The organism is Bacillus sp. I-2, from assembly GCF_001974945.1.
Taxonomy (GTDB): Bacteria; Bacillota; Bacilli; order Bacillales; family Bacillaceae; genus Bacillus; species Bacillus safensis.
Genome location: NZ_LZRW01000011.1, coordinates 251,838 through 269,677 on the forward strand (window position 1 = coordinate 251,838; position 17,840 = coordinate 269,677).

General features: G+C 42.3%; 16 protein-coding genes. All 16 read left to right on the plus strand.

The window, feature by feature from the left end; translation table 11 throughout:
- The first annotated feature begins 335 nt into the window (after positions 1–335).
- Positions 336–2,186, plus strand: coding sequence for a glycoside hydrolase family 9 protein (locus BAE31_RS04750; RefSeq protein ID WP_076839579.1), 1,851 nt, complete (start codon positions 336–338; stop codon positions 2,184–2,186).
- A 32-nt stretch (positions 2,187–2,218) separates the two neighbouring features.
- Positions 2,219–4,324 carry a glycoside hydrolase family 48 protein gene (locus BAE31_RS04755; protein WP_076839581.1) on the plus strand — a complete coding sequence of 702 codons (2,106 nt, stop codon included), beginning with the start codon at positions 2,219–2,221 and terminating at the stop codon, positions 4,322–4,324.
- Between the two features lie 80 nt (positions 4,325–4,404).
- The gene (locus tag BAE31_RS04760) at positions 4,405–5,634 is read left to right on the plus strand and encodes an endo-1,4-beta-xylanase (protein WP_076839583.1); all 1,230 of its coding nucleotides are present in this window, start codon (positions 4,405–4,407) and stop codon (positions 5,632–5,634) included.
- A gap of 24 nt (positions 5,635–5,658) precedes the next feature.
- A complete protein-coding gene (locus BAE31_RS04765; protein WP_076839585.1) occupies positions 5,659–6,792 on the plus strand; it encodes a glycoside hydrolase 5 family protein in 1,134 nt (377 codons plus the stop codon).
- A gap of 251 nt (positions 6,793–7,043) precedes the next feature.
- Positions 7,044–7,517 carry a ribosome maturation factor RimP gene (gene rimP / locus BAE31_RS04775; RefSeq protein ID WP_003211398.1) on the plus strand — a complete coding sequence of 158 codons (474 nt, stop codon included), beginning with the start codon at positions 7,044–7,046 and terminating at the stop codon, positions 7,515–7,517.
- A 32-nt stretch (positions 7,518–7,549) separates the two neighbouring features.
- Positions 7,550–8,665: a transcription termination factor NusA gene (gene nusA / locus BAE31_RS04780; protein ID WP_024424140.1), complete on the plus strand. Its 1,116-nt coding sequence runs from the start codon at positions 7,550–7,552 to the stop codon at positions 8,663–8,665.
- Positions 8,666–8,680: 15 nt separating this feature from the next.
- Positions 8,681–8,965 carry an RNase P modulator RnpM gene (rnpM, locus tag BAE31_RS04785; RefSeq protein WP_024424139.1) on the plus strand — a complete coding sequence of 95 codons (285 nt, stop codon included), beginning with the start codon at positions 8,681–8,683 and terminating at the stop codon, positions 8,963–8,965.
- Positions 8,958–9,260 carry a YlxQ family RNA-binding protein gene (locus tag BAE31_RS04790; protein ID WP_024424138.1) on the plus strand — a complete coding sequence of 101 codons (303 nt, stop codon included), beginning with the start codon at positions 8,958–8,960 and terminating at the stop codon, positions 9,258–9,260. The genes rnpM and BAE31_RS04790 overlap by 8 nt, the downstream gene beginning before the upstream one ends.
- A gap of 19 nt (positions 9,261–9,279) precedes the next feature.
- The gene (gene infB, locus BAE31_RS04795; RefSeq protein ID WP_076839587.1) at positions 9,280–11,400 is read left to right on the plus strand and encodes a translation initiation factor IF-2; all 2,121 of its coding nucleotides are present in this window, start codon (positions 9,280–9,282) and stop codon (positions 11,398–11,400) included.
- Positions 11,397–11,675 carry a DUF503 domain-containing protein gene (locus BAE31_RS04800; protein ID WP_041109050.1) on the plus strand — a complete coding sequence of 93 codons (279 nt, stop codon included), beginning with the start codon at positions 11,397–11,399 and terminating at the stop codon, positions 11,673–11,675. Before infB ends, BAE31_RS04800 begins: the two co-directional genes overlap by 4 nt.
- A gap of 17 nt (positions 11,676–11,692) precedes the next feature.
- Positions 11,693–12,043, plus strand: coding sequence for a 30S ribosome-binding factor RbfA (rbfA, locus tag BAE31_RS04805; RefSeq protein ID WP_007499525.1), 351 nt, complete (start codon positions 11,693–11,695; stop codon positions 12,041–12,043).
- Between the two features lie 68 nt (positions 12,044–12,111).
- Positions 12,112–13,041, plus strand: coding sequence for a tRNA pseudouridine(55) synthase TruB (gene truB, locus BAE31_RS04810; RefSeq protein WP_041109052.1), 930 nt, complete (start codon positions 12,112–12,114; stop codon positions 13,039–13,041).
- 17 nt (positions 13,042–13,058) lie between these two features.
- On the plus strand, positions 13,059–14,024 hold the full coding sequence (gene ribF / locus BAE31_RS04815; RefSeq protein ID WP_034623584.1) for a bifunctional riboflavin kinase/FAD synthetase: 966 nt from the start codon (positions 13,059–13,061) through the stop codon (positions 14,022–14,024).
- Between the two features lie 140 nt (positions 14,025–14,164).
- Positions 14,165–14,434 (plus strand): 30S ribosomal protein S15, encoded by a 270-nt coding sequence (gene rpsO, locus BAE31_RS04820; protein ID WP_008354438.1) that lies wholly within the window; start codon positions 14,165–14,167, stop codon positions 14,432–14,434.
- Between the two features lie 181 nt (positions 14,435–14,615).
- Positions 14,616–16,733, plus strand: coding sequence for a polyribonucleotide nucleotidyltransferase (gene pnp, locus BAE31_RS04825; RefSeq protein WP_024424134.1), 2,118 nt, complete (start codon positions 14,616–14,618; stop codon positions 16,731–16,733).
- A 124-nt stretch (positions 16,734–16,857) separates the two neighbouring features.
- Positions 16,858–17,811, plus strand: a complete 954-nt coding sequence (locus BAE31_RS04830; protein WP_044330553.1) for a polysaccharide deacetylase family protein — start codon at positions 16,858–16,860, stop codon at positions 17,809–17,811.
- The last annotated feature ends 29 nt before the right edge of the window (positions 17,812–17,840 follow it).

Here is a 17,840-nt window from a genome sequence, read left to right on the forward strand (position 1 = left end):
GAATTATTTTCTTATTCATTCATATATCTTGATTTAGCGTGATGTTTTAAGAGAAGAGATTGTATGTCATTCTTTCTACCCAAATAGAGCTCAAAAGAGAATTTCGCCGTCTGAAATGTTCTCAAGCGACATATGATCATTCTGGGTACAGTCAGAAGGAGAATCAAGAGAAAACCTTCGATGAGCGTAAAGCTGATTGCTGTTTACTATGCTTATTTTTGAAACATATTTGATTCTTTTCAAAACTGTACAGATCACGAAACGAAGGAGAGAAAGGAGGCGGTCGCGTCTATTGATTAATGTTTCACTAAAAAGAAGGGGTGAGCAATAGAGAAATGGCATCTTACAACTATGTAGAGGTTTTACAAAAATCCATGCTTTTTTATGAAGCGCAGCGGTCAGGCCGGCTTCCGGAAAACAATCGTCTTAACTGGCGGGGAGATTCTGGACTAGAGGACGGGAAGGATGTTGGGCATGACTTAACTGGCGGCTGGTATGATGCAGGAGATCATGTGAAATTTGGACTTCCGATGGCTTATTCAGCAGCCGTGCTTGCGTGGACAGTATATGAATACCGAGAAGCTTATGAAGAGGCGGAGCTGCTTGATGAGATACTAGATCAAATCAAGTGGGCAACGGATTATTTCTTGAAAGCACATACAGGACCGAATGAATTTTGGGCGCAAGTAGGTGATGGAAACGCCGATCATGCTTGGTGGGGACCAGCAGAAGTGATGCCGATGAACCGGCCAGCTTTTAAAATTGATGAACATTGTCCTGGCACAGAAGTAGCTGCACAAACTGCGGCGGCTTTAGCAGCAGGTTCTATCATTTTTAAAGAAACAGATGCGTCCTATGCAGCAAAGCTTTTGACGCACGCCAAACAGCTATATGCATTTGCTGACAGGTATCGCGGCAAATATACAGATTGTGTCACCAATGCGCAGCCATTTTACAACTCCTGGAGCGGCTATGTTGACGAACTTATTTGGGGCGGAATCTGGCTATACTTGGCGACAAATGAAGAAACCTATTTAAACCAAGCATTAAAAGCGGTAGAGGAATGGCCGAAGGATTGGGATTATACGTTTACCATGTCATGGGACAATACTTTTTTTGCCTCACAAATCTTACTAGCAAGAATCACGAAAGAAAACAGATTTATAGAATCGACAGAGCGCAATCTTGATTACTGGACCACAGGTCTTGTTCAAAATGGAAAAGTAGAAAGAATCACCTATACGCCTGGCGGTTTGGCATGGCTGGATCAATGGGGTTCACTTCGTTATGCCGCCAATGCAGCATTTTTAGCCTTTGTCTATGCTGATTGGGTATCTGATCAAGAAAAGAAAAATCGATACCAATCGTTTGCGATTAAGCAAACTCACTATATGCTGGGTGATAATCCGCTGAATAGAAGCTACGTCGTTGGGTTTGGTCAGAATCCGCCGAAGCACCCGCACCACCGTACTGCACATGGCTCGTGGTCTAACCAGCTGACAAATCCTCCATCTCACCGGCACACTCTTTATGGAGCGCTTGTAGGGGGGCCTAATGCACAGGATCAATATGATGATGACATCTCTGATTATATATCAAACGAGGTGGCGACCGATTATAATGCCGCCTTTACTGGAAATATCGCCAAAATGGTGCAGCTGTTTGGTCAAGGGCAATCAAAGCTGCCAAATTTCCCGCCTAAAGAACAGGTGGAGGATGAATTTTTTGTAGAGGCAGCTGTGATGCATAACGATACAACATCTACTCAAGTGAAAGCAGTGCTGTACAACAGGTCCGGCTGGCCGGCAAGAAGCAGTCAAACACTATCCTTTAGATATTACGTCAATCTGAGTGAGGTCTTTGCAAAGGGATTCACTGAAAAGGATATTCAAGTGACAGCAGCCTACAATGAAGGCGCTTCCTTATCACCTTTAAAAGTATATGACGCATCAAGCCGCGTCTATTTTGCAGAAATCGATTTTACGGGCGTAGCTATTTCTCCTAGAGGAGAATCTGAGCATAAGAAGGAAATACAATTTCGATTATCTGCTCCAAATGGATCGAATATATGGGATGCCTCAAATGATTATTCCTATCAAGGATTAACATCCAATATGCAAAAAACAACAAAGATTCCTGTCTTTGACGATGATGTTTTAGTATTTGGCACACTTCCAGACAAATAAAAATCAACGATTTTATTGAAAGGGTGAAGGACTTGTCAAACAAAGAACGGTTTTTAACGCTTTATCATCAAATTAAAAGCGATGCGAATGGATATTTTTCACCAGAAGGAATTCCGTATCATTCAATCGAGACACTCATTTGCGAAGCACCTGATTACGGGCATATGACAACTTCAGAAGCATATAGCTATTGGCTGTGGCTTGAGGTGCTGTACGGACATTACACAGGGGACTGGAGCAAATTAGAGGCAGCTTGGGACAATATGGAGAAGTACATCATCCCAGTCAATGAAGATGGACATGATGAGCAGCCGCATATGAACGCTTACAATCCGTCCAGCCCAGCCACATACGCAGCAGAGAAACCATTTCCGGATCAATACCCAAGCCAGCTGACCGGTGCTCGTCCTGCTGGTCAAGATCCAATTGATAGTGAATTGAAATCAACCTATGGGACGAATGAAACGTATTTAATGCACTGGCTCCTTGACGTAGATAACTGGTATGGCTATGGCAACTTGCTCAACCCATCACATAAAGCCGCCTATGTGAACACATTCCAGCGTGGTCCACAGGAATCTGTATGGGAGTCCATCCCTCATCCATCACAGGACGATAAATCTTTTGGTAAACCGAATGAAGGCTTTATGAGCTTGTTCACAAAAGAAAATCAAGCTCCAGCTGCTCAGTGGCGCTATACGAATGCAACGGATGCTGATGCGCGCGCGATACAAGCGATGTATTGGGCAAAGGAGCTCGGCTATAATCGGTCAGCTTATCTTGATAAAGCGAAAAAAATGGGGGATTTCCTCCGTTACGGCATGTACGATAAATATTTTCAAACGATTGGAAGCGGGAAGCAGGGGAATCCGTATCCTGGAAACGGAAAGGGTGCCTGTCATTACTTAATGGCATGGTATACCTCTTGGGGCGGAGGACTTGGGGAGTATGCAAACTGGTCATGGCGTATCGGAGCGAGCCATTGTCATCAAGGATATCAAAATCCTGTCGCCGCTTATGCTTTATCCTCTGATAAAGGAGGCTTAAAGCCATCTTCAGCAACAGGGGCAAGCGATTGGGAAAAAACATTAAAGAGACAGCTTGAATTTTATGTATGGCTTCAATCGAAAGAAGGAGCCATAGCAGGAGGCGCAACCAATAGCTGGAATGGAGACTATAGCGCTTATCCAGCAGGAAGAAGTACTTTTTATGATATGGCATATGAAGATGCACCTGTTTACCTTGACCCGCCTTCAAATAACTGGTTTGGAATGCAGGCATGGCCAATGGAGCGCGTAGCAGAGCTTTATTATATTTTTGTAAAAGATGGCGACAAAACATCTGAAAATGTCCAAATGGCCAAATCTGTCATAACAAAATGGGTCAGCTATGTCTTAGATTACATTTTTATCGGCAGCCGTCCTGTGTCAGATGAAGAGGGTTATTTCTTAGATGAGCAAGGACAAAGAATTTTAGGAGGAACGAATGTTTCGGTTGCTACAACAAGTGCGCCTGGAGAGTTTTGGCTTCCTGGAAATATTGCTTGGAGCGGACAGCCTGATACTTGGAATGGGTTCCAGTCTGCAACAGGAAATCCAAATTTAACAGCTGTAACTAAAGATCCGACTCAGGATACGGGCGTATTAGGAAGTCTAGCCAAAGCTTTGATATTCTTTGCTGCAGCCACAAAGCTGGAAACAGGTGATTATACAGCGCTTGGTGCAAGAGCGAAAGATGCAGCCGCGCAGCTCCTAGAGGTTGCATGGAATTACAATGATGGCGTCGGCATAGTGACAGAGGAAGATAGAGAAGACTATGACCGTTTCTTTAGAAAAGAAGTGTATTTCCCAAATGGATGGAACGGGACATTTGGTCAAGGAAATCAGATTCCTGGAGCCAGCACCGTTCCTTCTGACCCGCAGCGAGGAGGGAATGGAGTCTATACGAGTTTTGCTGATCTTCGTCCGAAGATTAAACAAGATCCAGCGTGGTCTTCACTCGAAAGTAAATATCAGTCTTCATTTAATGAAGCTACAGGCAAATGGGAGAATGGCGCACCAGTTTTCACTTATCACCGCTTCTGGTCTCAAGTGGATATGGCCACTGCCTATGCTGAATACCATCGTCTGATCAACTAAGAGGTCAAAATCAAGCTGCCGGCTTCTAGCCGGCAGTTTGAATAGGTAATATCAATCCAATGAAGATAAGGGTGATTTACATGGTCAAAGAAAGAAGCTTTCTTCATCATTCATTCAGTAGAGGCGAAAATGGGCAGGAAAATCTGATGTGGAAAAAAGAGGCGGATGATCGAATTTCAGAGCATAGACAAAGAGATCTTGTGATCAACGTGACAAACGGCGAAAAAAAGCCAATAGCAGGTCTAGAGGTTGAAATAAAGCAAATCAGACATGAATTCGCCTTTGGTTCAGCGATGAATGATCAAGTGTTATTTAATCAACAATATGCTGATTTTTTCGTGAAGCATTTTAATTGGGCTGTTTTTGAAAATGAAGCAAAATGGTATGCGAATGAGCCAGAAAGAGGGAAAATCACCTACGAAAAAGCAGATGCGATGCTGAATTTTGCAGATCGACATCAGCTTCCAGTGAGGGGGCACGCTTTATTTTGGGAGGTAGAGGATGCGAATCCAAGCTGGCTGAGGTCACTGCCGAATCACGAAGTATATGAAGCCATGAAAAACCGGCTTGAGCATGCAGGCAATCATTTTAAGGGAAGATTTCGTCATTGGGATGTAAACAATGAAATGATGCATGGTTCATTTTTTAAAGATCGCTTTGGGAAAAATATTTGGAAGTGGATGTATGAAGAAACGAAAAAAATTGATCCTCAAGCACTATTGTTTGTGAATGATTATAATGTGATCTCTTATGGTGAACACCATGCCTATAAAGCGCATATCAATGAACTGCGTCAGTTAGGCGCGCCTATTGAGGCGATTGGGGTTCAAGGCCATTTTGAAGAACGAGTTGATCCAGTCATTGTCAAAGAGAGGCTCGATGTCCTTGCTGAGCTTGGTCTTCCAATATGGGTCACAGAGTACGATTCTGTTCACCCTGACCCTAATAGAAGAGCGGATAACCTGGAAGCTTTATATCGCGTCGCATTTAGTCATCCAGCCGTAAAAGGAGTGCTGATGTGGGGATTTTGGGCAGGTGCCCATTGGAGAGGTGAACATGCAGCCATCGTGAATTATGATTGGTCTTTAAATGAAGCAGGACGACGTTATGAAAAGCTTCTAAATGAGTGGACGACCCAAAGAGTTGAAAAAACAGATGCTAATGGCAATGTGAAATGTCCAGCATTTCACGGAACATATAAGATTCGAATCGGTAAAGAAAGTAAAATGTTGAAACAGCAGACGATTGAACTTGATTCAAATGAACAAACACCTTTTCAACTAGACGTGATCCTGCCTCAAGAAGGATAGAGATAGATTGTGAGGAGAATGTAAATGAAAAAGTGGGCTCAAAGAGTGTCTTGCTTCATACTTATAGCCGCTATATGGTCTGGCTGGTTTTCGCTTACGATGAAGGCCGCCGCTTATGTGCAGACGTCTGGTACACAATTTACGCTGAATAATCAACCATTTTACTTCGCCGGCACAAATAATTACTATTTCCATTACAAATCTAAAAAAATGGTAGATGCTGTGTTCGATGATATGAAAGCAATGAATTTAAAGGTCATACGGATTTGGGGCTTTCACGACGGGGCCCCTCAAGAGAACTCAGTCTTACAATCTAGTCCAGGCGTCTATGAAGAATCTGGTTTTCAAAAACTAGATTATGCGATTTATAAAGCAGGACAGGAAGGAATAAAGCTTGTGATCCCACTAGTGAACAATTGGGATGACTTTGGCGGGATGAATCAATATGTGAAGTGGTTCGGGGCAGGATCGCATGATGCCTTCTATATAGATCCTCGTATTCAAAAAGCTTACAAAAATTATGTGCGCTATGTATTAGAAAGAACCAATACGTTTACAGGTGTTCAATATAAAGACGATCCAGCTATTATGACTTGGGAATTAGCCAACGAGCCGCGGATGCAGTCAGATCCAACGGGAAATGTACTAGTCAAATGGGCAGATGAAATGAGTACATGGATCAAATCGCTGGATCGTCACCATCTTGTTGCAGTAGGAGATGAAGGATTCTTTCGCATACCAGGACATGAAGATTGGTTTTACGGTGGAGGAGAAGGCGTCGATTGGGACCGTTTAACATCTCTTCCTAATATCGATTATGGAACCTATCATCTGTACCCAGATCACTGGAACAAGTCTGCTGCCTGGGGAGTGAAATGGATCGAAGACCATATCACCCGCGGGAAGTCAATCGGAAAGCCAGTTGTGCTAGAAGAGTTTGGCTATCAAAATCAATCAGCTCGTCCTGACGTATATCAAAGCTGGCTGTCAGCGGTTGAGCGGCTCGGAGGGGCTGGCAGTCAATTTTGGATTTTAACAAGCATTCAGGACGATGATTCGCTCTATCCGGATTATGACGGTTTCCGCATTATAAAAGGAAGCAGGGAGGCAGCACTTATCAGTGAACATGCGAAAAGAATGAATGAAAAGAATGAATGAAAAGAACCGATGACGAATGCCTGCTGAATAAGGAACTTCATTTGCATAAAAAAATTGGATATGGTATAGTTTTTATGGAAATGCTAACGATTACCGAGACAAGAGTGGGGAAACCCGCTCTTTTGTATTGAACAGGCAATTTTTGTCTCGACATTATTCATCCGTTTTCTGCTCCCCCTGCTCACATAAAGCAGGGTTTTTATGCAGAATGATTGATAAGAGCGTTTATCGAAAGCACAAGGAGGAAGAGAATGAGCAAAAAAGTAGTGGATGTCGTAAGCGAAATGGTGCAGCCAATTTTAGATGGCTTACAGCTTGAACTCGTTGATGTTGAATTTGTCAAAGAGGGTCAAAACTGGTTCCTTCGCGTGTTTATTGACTCTGATAAAGGTGTCGATATCGAAGAGTGTGCCAAAGTGAGCGAAGCCTTGAGCGAAAAGCTTGATGAGGCAGATCCGATTAGCCAAAACTACTTTCTTGAAGTGTCCTCTCCTGGAGCGGAGCGCCCATTAAAGAAAAAAGCTGATTTTGAAAAAGCACTTGGAAAAAATGTTTTCATGAAAACATATGAACCAATTGATGGTGAAAAAGCATTTGAAGGTGAGCTTACAAGCTTTGATGGTGAGATTGCAACAGTGACAGTGAAGATCAAGACAAGAAAGAAAGAGATCAATATTCCATACGAGAAAATAGCTAACGCAAGATTAGCAGTTTCGTTCAATTAACCTTTTCATTGATATAAGGGGGAACCATAAAAATGAGTAGTGAGTTGTTAGATGCCCTGACTGTTCTTGAGAAAGAGAAGGGTATTAGTAAAGAAATTATAATTGAAGCGATAGAAGCTGCACTCATTTCTGCATATAAGCGTAATTTTAATCAAGCACAAAATGTTCGTGTTGATTTAAACCGCGAAACGGGAACGATTCGCGTGTTCGCAAGAAAAGATGTTGTAGATGAAGTGTATGATTCTCGCCTTGAAATCTCAGTAGATGATGCAGCCAATATTAACCCGAATTACATGGTTGGTGACGTCGTTGAGATTGAAGTCACACCAAAAGACTTCGGACGCATTGCAGCTCAGACAGCGAAACAAGTTGTGACGCAGCGAGTGAGAGAAGCAGAGCGTGGTGTGATCTACACTGAGTTCATCGACCGCGAGGAAGACATTATGACGGGAATCGTTCAGCGGATTGACAGTAAATTTATTTACGTGTCACTTGGCAAAATCGAAGCCCTTCTTCCTGTCAATGAACAAATGCCAAATGAAGAATACAAACCACATGACCGCATTAAAGTGTTCATTACAAAAGTAGAAAAAACAACAAAAGGACCACAAATTTATGTGTCTAGAACACATCCAGGTCTTTTAAAGCGTTTATTTGAAATTGAAGTACCAGAAATTTATGATGGTACTGTAGAGCTTAAATCGGTTGCTAGAGAAGCTGGGGACCGTTCTAAAATATCTGTTCGTACAGATGATCCTGATGTTGATCCAGTTGGCTCCTGTGTTGGACCAAAAGGTCAGCGTGTACAAGCAATTGTCAATGAGCTAAAAGGCGAAAAAATTGACATTGTCCATTGGTCTAATGACCCGGTTGAATTTGTTGCCAATGCGCTCAGTCCATCAAAAGTACTTGATGTCATTGTGAATGAAGAAGACAAGGCGACAACAGTCATTGTCCCTGATTATCAGCTGTCATTAGCAATTGGTAAAAGAGGTCAAAATGCCCGCCTTGCAGCGAAGCTGACTAGCTGGAAAATCGACATTAAAAGCGAAACAGATGCAAGGGAACTCGGTATTTTCCCAAGAACTGAAGACTCTGAATCTCTTTTCTTAGAGGCTGAACCAGTAGCTGAGGAATCTGACGAATAAGAGGTGATATTAAAGGTGAAAAGCCGAAAAAAAATCCCGCTTAGAAAATGCGTCGTGACGGGAGAAATGAAACCAAAGAAAGAACTGATCCGTGTTGTTCGTTCTAAAGAAGGAGAAGTGTCTGTTGACGCTACCGGAAAAATGAACGGACGCGGAGCTTACCTTTCTCTCGATAAAGAAACCATTCTTGCGGCAAAGAACAAACGCAGTTTACAGCAGCAATTTCAGACACAGATTGACGAACACATATTTGAAGAATTACTAGAACTAGCTGAAAAGGTGAAAAAACCTAATGAATGAATCTGAATGGTATCCTTTGCTTGGTCTAGCAAATCGAGCTCGTAAAGTCGTGTCAGGAGAAGATCTGGTGATCAAAGAAATTAGACATGCGCGTGCTAAGCTGGTTCTTCTTGCAGCAGATGCCTCATCTAACACAGAGAAAAAGGTATCTGACAAATGCAAATTTTATAATGTTCCGGTTAGAAAAGTTGAAGACCGTTCCGTTCTCGGACGTTCTATTGGGAAAGAAGCTCGCGTAGTTGTCGCTGTCACTGACCAAGGCTTCGCTAAGAAGCTCATAAGCTTGCTCGATTAATTTATTTGGGGGTGAACGAATGGCTAAAGTGAGAGTATATGAATACGCAAAAGCCATAGATGTTTCAAGTAAAGATATTATAGCAGCGCTTAAGGATATGAACGTGGAAGTGAACAACCACATGGCGACGCTTGAAGACGACACTGTGAAAAAGCTAGACGCTATCTATAAAAAAGCCAAAGCAAAAGAGACAGCTAACGAGAAACCCGCAGAACAAAAAAAACAATCATCTAACAAAAACAATGATAGAAAGAAGAATGACGTGCAGAATAATCAATTTAATAAAAACAAAAAAAACAACAACCAAAATAAAAACAAAAATAAACGCGGTGGAAATAACAAACCGCAGCATCAGCAAGCTAGACCTGTGAAGCCTAAAAAAGAGCTTCCTGAAAAAATTGAATTTACAAATTCAATGACTGTCGGCCAGCTGGCTGATGAGCTTGGAAAAGAATCAGCTGAAATCATTAAAAAGCTGATGATGCTTGGTGTCATGGCAACGATCAACCAAGAACTTGATAAAGATACAGTTGAATTAATCGCTTCTGAATATGGTGTTCCAGTTGAGGAAGTCATCATTTTAGAAGAAACTGAACTTGAAAAGTATGAAGTTGAAGATAAAGAAGAAGATATGCAAGTACGCCCTCCAGTTGTAACGATCATGGGACACGTTGACCACGGGAAAACAACTCTTCTTGACAGCATTCGTAAGACAAAAGTCGTCGAAGGCGAAGCAGGTGGAATCACGCAGCATATCGGTGCATACCAAATTGAAGAAAACGGCAAAAAAATTACGTTCCTTGATACACCTGGACACGCAGCATTTACAACGATGCGTGCACGTGGTGCCGAAGTAACGGATACGACCATTCTGGTTGTTGCAGCAGATGATGGTGTCATGCCGCAAACAATTGAAGCGATTAACCATGCGAAAGCGGCAGAAGTGCCAATCATTGTCGCTGTCAACAAAATTGACAAACCAACAGCGAACCCTGACCGCGTGATGCAGGAATTAACTGAGCATGGTCTTGTACCAGAAGCTTGGGGCGGCGAAACCATTTTCGTTCCACTATCTGCGAAAACAGGTGAAGGCATTGACGAATTGATCGAAATGATCCTTCTTGTCAGCGAAGTAGCAGAACTGAAAGCCAACCCTAATCGTGCGGCAAAAGGGACTGTCATCGAGGCTGAGCTTGATAAAGGAAGAGGTTCTGTTGCAACCCTTCTTGTTCAAACAGGTACACTTCATGTAGGTGACCCAATCGTTGTCGGAAATACATTTGGCCGTGTACGTGCAATGGTCAATGACATCGGCCGCCGCGTGAAAACAGCAGGACCATCTACACCTGTTGAAATCACTGGTTTAAACGATGTACCGAATGCAGGGGATCAGTTCCTCGTATTCAAAGATGAAAAAACAGCTCGTCAAGTCGGTGAGGCGCGTGCTTCTAAGCAGCTGGACGAACAGCGTTCAGATAAAGCAAAATTATCTCTAGACGACCTATTTGAGCAAATCAAACAAGGTGACGTAAAAGATATCAACTTGATTGTGAAAGCAGACGTACAAGGCTCTGCTGAAGCATTAACAGCAGCTCTTCAAAAAATTGAAGTCGAAGGCGTAAAAGTGAAAATCATCCATACGGGTGTTGGAGCGATTACAGAATCAGACATCATTTTAGCAAGTGCTTCTAATGCCATCGTGATTGGCTTTAACGTACGTCCTGATGGAAATGCGAAGAGCACAGCTGAGACTGAGAACGTTGATATCCGCTTGCACCGCATTATCTATAAAGTCATCGATGAAATTGAAGCTGCGATGAAAGGAATGCTTGACCCTGAATATGAAGAAAAAGTCATCGGTCAAGTTGAAGTTCGTCAAACGTTCAAAGTATCTAAAATCGGTACAATTGCTGGCGGCTATGTAACTGAAGGAACGATTACAAGAGATAGCGGAATCCGCTTAATCCGTGACGGCGTCGTTATTTTTGAAGGCGAAGTTGACGTGTTAAAACGATTTAAAGATGATGTGAAAGAAGTTTCACAAGGCTATGAATGTGGTATTACCATTAAGAAATACAATGATATCCGTGAAGGTGATGTCATGGAATCATTCGTTATGCAAGAAATCGAAAGAAAATGATCGGTTATACCGAATGTGAGTGCATGATCTATGATGCATCCTCACTGAAGGAAAAACGTGCGGTTCTTCAGCGTATATTGACAAGAACGCGTCATAAATTCAATGTAACCATTGCTGAAATGGATTACCAGGATACATGGCAGCGTACATCAATTGGAATAGCCGTAATTTCCTCCTCTCGGGTTCAAGTGGAAAAGGAGCTTCAGCGTGTATTAAGCTTTATCGATTCTTTTCCTGAAATTGAACGAACGATCACGAAAACTGAGTGGCTTTAATTAGAGGTGATAAGATCATGAGTATGAGAGCAACCCGTGTGGGTGAGCAAATGAAAAAAGAATTGGGCGACATTCTAGGCAGAAAGCTAAAAGATCCAAGAATCGGCTTTTTGACTGTAACTGATGTCGAAGTATCCGGTGATTTGCAAATTGCCAAAGTCTACATTTCTGTTCTTGGCGACGAGAAGAAAAGAGAGGAAACCTTAAAAGGTCTTGCAAAGGCTAAAGGGTACATCCGCTCTGAAATTGGCAATCGAATCAGACTTCGCAAAACACCAGAACTGCATTTTGAATTCGACGAATCTGTAGATTACGGAAATCGAATTGAAAGCCTGATTGCTGAATTAAACACAAAAGATCACGAATAAGATGTTGAAATAAGGATAGGCGATGATCGTCTGTCCTTTTTCATCGTTTATGAAAGGAGAGAACGCAGATGATAAATGGTGTTCTTTTATTACATAAAGAAAGAGGCATGACCTCACACGACTGTGTGTTTAAAGTAAGAAAAATTTTGCACACAAAAAAAGTCGGCCATACAGGCACCCTCGACCCAGAGGTTTCAGGTGTTCTGCCTATTTGTATCGGAAGAGCAACGAAGATTGTAGAATACTTAACAGATAAATCGAAAACGTATGATGCGGAGATCACGATTGGCTTTTCTACAACAACAGAAGACCAAACAGGTGAGATCGTAGAAGAAAAAAAGGTGGAAAAACCGATCTCAGAAAAAGAAATTGATGCGGCGCTGAAGCAGTTTGAAGGAACCATTGAACAAATTCCTCCCATGTTTTCTGCTGTGAAAATTGGCGGGAAAAAGCTCTATGAATATGCAAGAGAAGGCATTGAAATTGAGCGGCCGAGCCGAGAAATTACTATTCACCGGATCGAGCGGACTACACCTGTCACATATGAGGATGGTAGCGTGTCATTTAGGTTTACCGTTCTATGCTCAAAGGGAACATATGTGAGGACCTTAGCGGTTGATATCGGGAAGAAACTAGGGTTTCCAGCCCACATGTCACATCTCATTCGTACAGGGTCTGGTGATTTTACACTTGATGAATGTATCACGCTGGATGAGCTGCGAGATATAAGCGAGGAAGGAACTGTAGATGAGCACCTTGTCCCGATCGAGCGTGCGCTCAATCATTTGCCGAAATGGGAGATAAATGATACATTAGCAAGTAAAGTGGAAAACGGTGCAGTCCTGCCAATGCCTGATGAATTTGCTCATTTCGCAGAGGCGGATCGTGTCGCTGTTTTTGCTCCTTCAGGCCGTTGTCTGGCGATATATATGAAGCACCCGACCAAACAGAACCTGATGAAGCCGGCGAAGATCTTATGTCAGGACAAGCAATCTTAAAGAAAAGGTGACATCTCGTGAAGACTATACATATTTCACACCCACATACATTGAATCAAAAGGATCAAGTCCCGTCTGTCATGGCTTTAGGGTACTTTGACGGTGTTCACCTCGGGCATCAAAAAGTCATTGATGAAGCGAAAAGCATTGCGGAAAAAGAAGGATTGGCCTTAGCAGTCATGACCTTTCATCCGCATCCATCACATGTTTTGCAAAAGGCACGGGAACCAAAAGACTTAATTACACCGCTTGAGGATAAAATTGATTTTATCGAACAGCTGGGCGCTGACTATTTATACATCGTACAATTCAGCGAGAGCTTTGCAGCTCTATCTCCTCAAGAGTTTGTGGATCAATATTTGGATGAACTGAATGTGAAGCACGCAGTAGCGGGGTTTGATTTTACGTTTGGCCGCTTTGGTGCAGGCACAATGGAAACGTTCGATGAATACGGAAAAGGCCGTATCAATGCAACCATCGTACCTAAGCTGTCCAATCAAGACCGAAAAGTCAGCTCCACTCTCATCCGTTCCGCATTAAAAAATGGGGATGTTGAATATGTGAGCGAGCTTTTAGGAAAACCTTATCAGCTTCGCGGCATTGTCATCCATGGAGACAAACGCGGACGGACGATCGGGTTTCCGACAGCTAATGTCGGCTTATCTGCTGAATACATTATTCCGCCAACAGGGGTATATGCAGTAAGAGCAGAAGTAAAAGGTAAAGTATATGACGGTGTTTGTAACGTTGGCTATAAACCAACATTTTATGAAAAACGTCCTGATCAGCCTGCCATTGAAGTAAACCTCTTTGATTTTAACGAAGAAATATATGGCCAGCCGATTAAATTACAATGGTTCAAGCGCATTCGAAGTGAACGAAAATTTAACGGAATCCAGGAGCTGACGGCTCAAATCAGTCAAGATAAAGAAGAAGCGATTCAGTTTTTTCAAGATCAGCATAAGCAAACAAAAAAATCATAGAAAAACTGCTCTACCATTTGCAAATTCAGCATATTTTTAGTATGATAATTCCTGTAGCTTTAAAACCACTTACTTGGCAGGCCGACTTCACCGACGGCTGCGAGGTAGATGGGGCTAACATGACTTGGAGGTGAAACAGGATGGCTATTACTCAAGAGCGTAAAACGCAATTAATTAATGAGTTCAAAACACACGAATCTGATACTGGATCTCCAGAAGTTCAGATCGCTGTCCTAACAGAATCAATTAACAACTTGAACGAGCATTTACGTACTCATAAGAAAGATCACCACTCACGTCGCGGTCTTTTGAAAATGGTAGGTAGACGTCGTAATCTTCTTACGTATCTACGTAATAAAGACGTAACTCGTTACCGTGAGTTAATTAACAAACTAGGCTTACGTCGATAATCGTAAAAAGCGGGAGGATTCCCGCTTTTTTATCGTATAATCACTAATATTTTATGGTTAAAATGTTGAAAGAATGGCAAATACCCTTCTACATACAGCTTTCACATTGATATGTGAAAATCATTTTGTTCATAATAAGAACTAACTAAAATTTTACGATAAGAGAGGAGTTTATCTCAGAATGGGACAAGAGAAACATGTCTTCACCATAGACTGGGCTGGACGTCAACTGACAGTTGAAACTGGCCAGCTTGCAAAGCAAGCAAACGGAGCGGTCCTCGTACGCTACGGAGATACGGCTGTGCTTAGCTCAGCAACAGCTTCTAAAGAACCAAAACCACTTGATTTCTTCCCGCTCACTGTGAACTACGAAGAAAGACTATACGCAGTAGGTAAAATTCCTGGCGGCTTCATTAAAAGAGAAGGCCGTCCAAGTGAAAAGGCGATCCTTGCGAGCCGCTTAATTGACAGACCAATTCGTCCGCTGTTTGCAGATGGATTTAGAAACGAAGTACAAGTCATTAGTATCGTCATGAGTGTGGATCAAGATTGTTCATCTGAAATGGCTGCAATGTTTGGCTCATCTTTAGCTTTATGTGTGTCTGACATTCCATTTGAGGGACCAATCGCCGGCGTTACAGTAGGACGAGTGGATGGAAAGCTGATCATTAACCCAAATGTGGAGCAGCTTGAACAAAGTGACATCAATCTTGTGGTTGCCGGAACAAAAGATGCGATCAACATGGTAGAAGCTGGTGCTGATGAAGTACCGGAAGAAACAATGCTTGAAGCGATCATGTACGGTCACCAAGAGATCAAACGCTTAATCGAATTCCAAGAAGAAATTGTGAAGGCAGTCGGTAAAGAAAAAATTGATATTCCTTTATATGAAGTAGATCAAACGTTAGCAGATGAAGTAAAAGCACTTGCTGAAGCTGACCTGCTGAAAGCGATTCAAGTACATGAGAAGCATGCGCGTGAGGATGCAATCAGTGCTGTGAAAAAAGCTGTAGTTGAGAAGTTTGAAGCAGAAGAACGTGACGAAGCAACCATTAAACAAGCGAAAGATGTATTAAACAAGCTTGTCAAAAACGAAGTTCGCCGTCTGATCACTGAAGAGAAAGTACGTCCAGATGGACGCGGCGTAGATCAAATCCGTCCACTTTCTTCAGAAGTAGGACTTCTGCCAAGAACGCACGGTTCAGGCCTATTTACAAGAGGACAAACACAGGCGCTCAGTATTTGTACATTAGGTGCACTTGGCGATGTGCAAATTCTTGATGGTCTAGGTGTTGAAGAATCAAAACGCTTCATGCACCATTACAACTTCCCGCAATTCAGTGTTGGTGAGACAGGTCCAATGCGCGGTCCAGGCCGTCGTGAGATCGGACATGGTGCACTAGGTGAACGTGCACTAGAACCAGTCATTCCATCCGAAAAAGATTTCCCTTATACGGTTCGCCTCGTTTCAGAGGTATTAGAATCTAACGGATCTACTTCACAAGCAAGTATTTGCGCAAGCACACTTGCGATGATGGATGCCGGTGTTCCAATTAAAGCACCAGTTGCAGGGATTGCAATGGGACTGGTGAAATCTGGTGAATACTACACAGTGCTGACAGACATTCAAGGAATGGAAGATGCACTTGGAGATATGGACTTTAAAGTTGCAGGTACATCAAAAGGTGTCACAGCCCTTCAAATGGACATCAAAATCGATGGCTTGTCAAAAGACATCTTAGAAGAGGCTCTTCAACAAGCGAAAAAAGGAAGAATGGAAATCTTAGACAGCATGCTGTCAACGATTCCTGCTTCTAGAGGAGAATTGTCTCGTTATGCACCTAAAATCTTAACGATGACAATCAATCCGGATAAAATTCGCGATGTCATTGGACCAAGCGGTAAACAAATCAATAAAATCATTGAAGATACCGGTGTGAAAATCGATATTGAACAAGATGGTACAATCTTTATTTCTTCTACTGAAGAAGATATGAACCAAAAAGCGAAGAAAATCATTGAAGATCTTGTGAGAGAAGTTGAAGTAGGACAGCTTTACTTAGGTAAAGTCAAACGCATTGAAAAATTCGGTGCCTTCCTTGAAATCTTCAGTGGAAAAGATGGACTTGTTCATATTTCTGAGCTTGCGCTTGAGCGTGTGGGCAAAGTAGAAGATGTCGTGAAACTTGGCGATGAATTACTTGTCAAAGTCACTGAAATCGATAAACAAGGCCGTGTGAACCTTTCTCGGAAAGCTGTTTTACGTGAAGAAAAGGAAAAAGAAGAAAAGCAGTCTTAATGAGATCAAATAAAATGTGTTAGAAGCCAGGTATCCGTGCCAGGCTTCTTTCTTTTCTTGCGCTAACAATAGTTCTAGCTTGTTTCTCCCCATCATAATTTGTGGTAAAGGGGAGGGACAACCATTGAAAAAAACGTTACCATTCATTGTGTTTGTATTTTTACTGCTCGTATCATATCAAACGATGAAGCAGCCGGCTGCTGTTACATATATTGAATCAATGAAAGAGCATGCCGAGGTTGCATCTGTGTCAAAAGATATTTTATATCAGGAGATTGAATCGAAGTCTTCTGACTATGAAGTAAAGGCGCAAAATGCTAAGATTGATAAAGTGTGGAAAAAGATGCCTGGCTTAAATGGACAGACAGTTGATATCGATGCCTCTTATGAAAAAATGAAAAAACAGGGGTCATTCGATGAAAAGCTGCTTGTTTTCAATGAAACAAAACCATCTATTCATTTACATGAGCTTGGTGCAGAGCCCATTTATAAGGGACATCCAGATAAAAAAATGAATGCATTCCTCATCAATGTAGCTTGGGGTGACGAGCATTTAATCAACATGTTAAAGACGCTGGAAAAGCATCAAGTCAAGGCGACCTTTTTCTTAGAAGGCAAATGGGTGAAAAAAAGCACAGAGCTTGCTAAAAAAATCGTGGCAGATGGTCATGAAATTGGAAATCATTCATACAATCACCCAGATATGCGCACACTGACAAGAGAACGAGCATTAGAGCAGATAACGAAAACAAATCGCCAAATTGAAGAATCCCTTGGGAAGAAACCAAAATGGTTTGCGCCTCCAAGCGGCAGCTTTAAAGAAGAAACAGTCAAGCTTGCCAAACAAGAAGGCATGGAAACCATTATGTGGACAGTAGACACCATCGACTGGCAAAAACCATCCCCGGCTATTTTACAAAAGCGGGTGCTTGGGAAAATTCACAATGGGGCGATGATATTAATGCATCCAACAGATGCAACAGCGAAAAGTCTTGACGCACTTATCACTCAAATTAAAGAAAGAGGATATGAATTAGGGACGGTTTCTGACCTCCTAAGTGAAAAAAGACATCCGTGATGCGATCTGTTTGTTGAATAGGAGGAGCA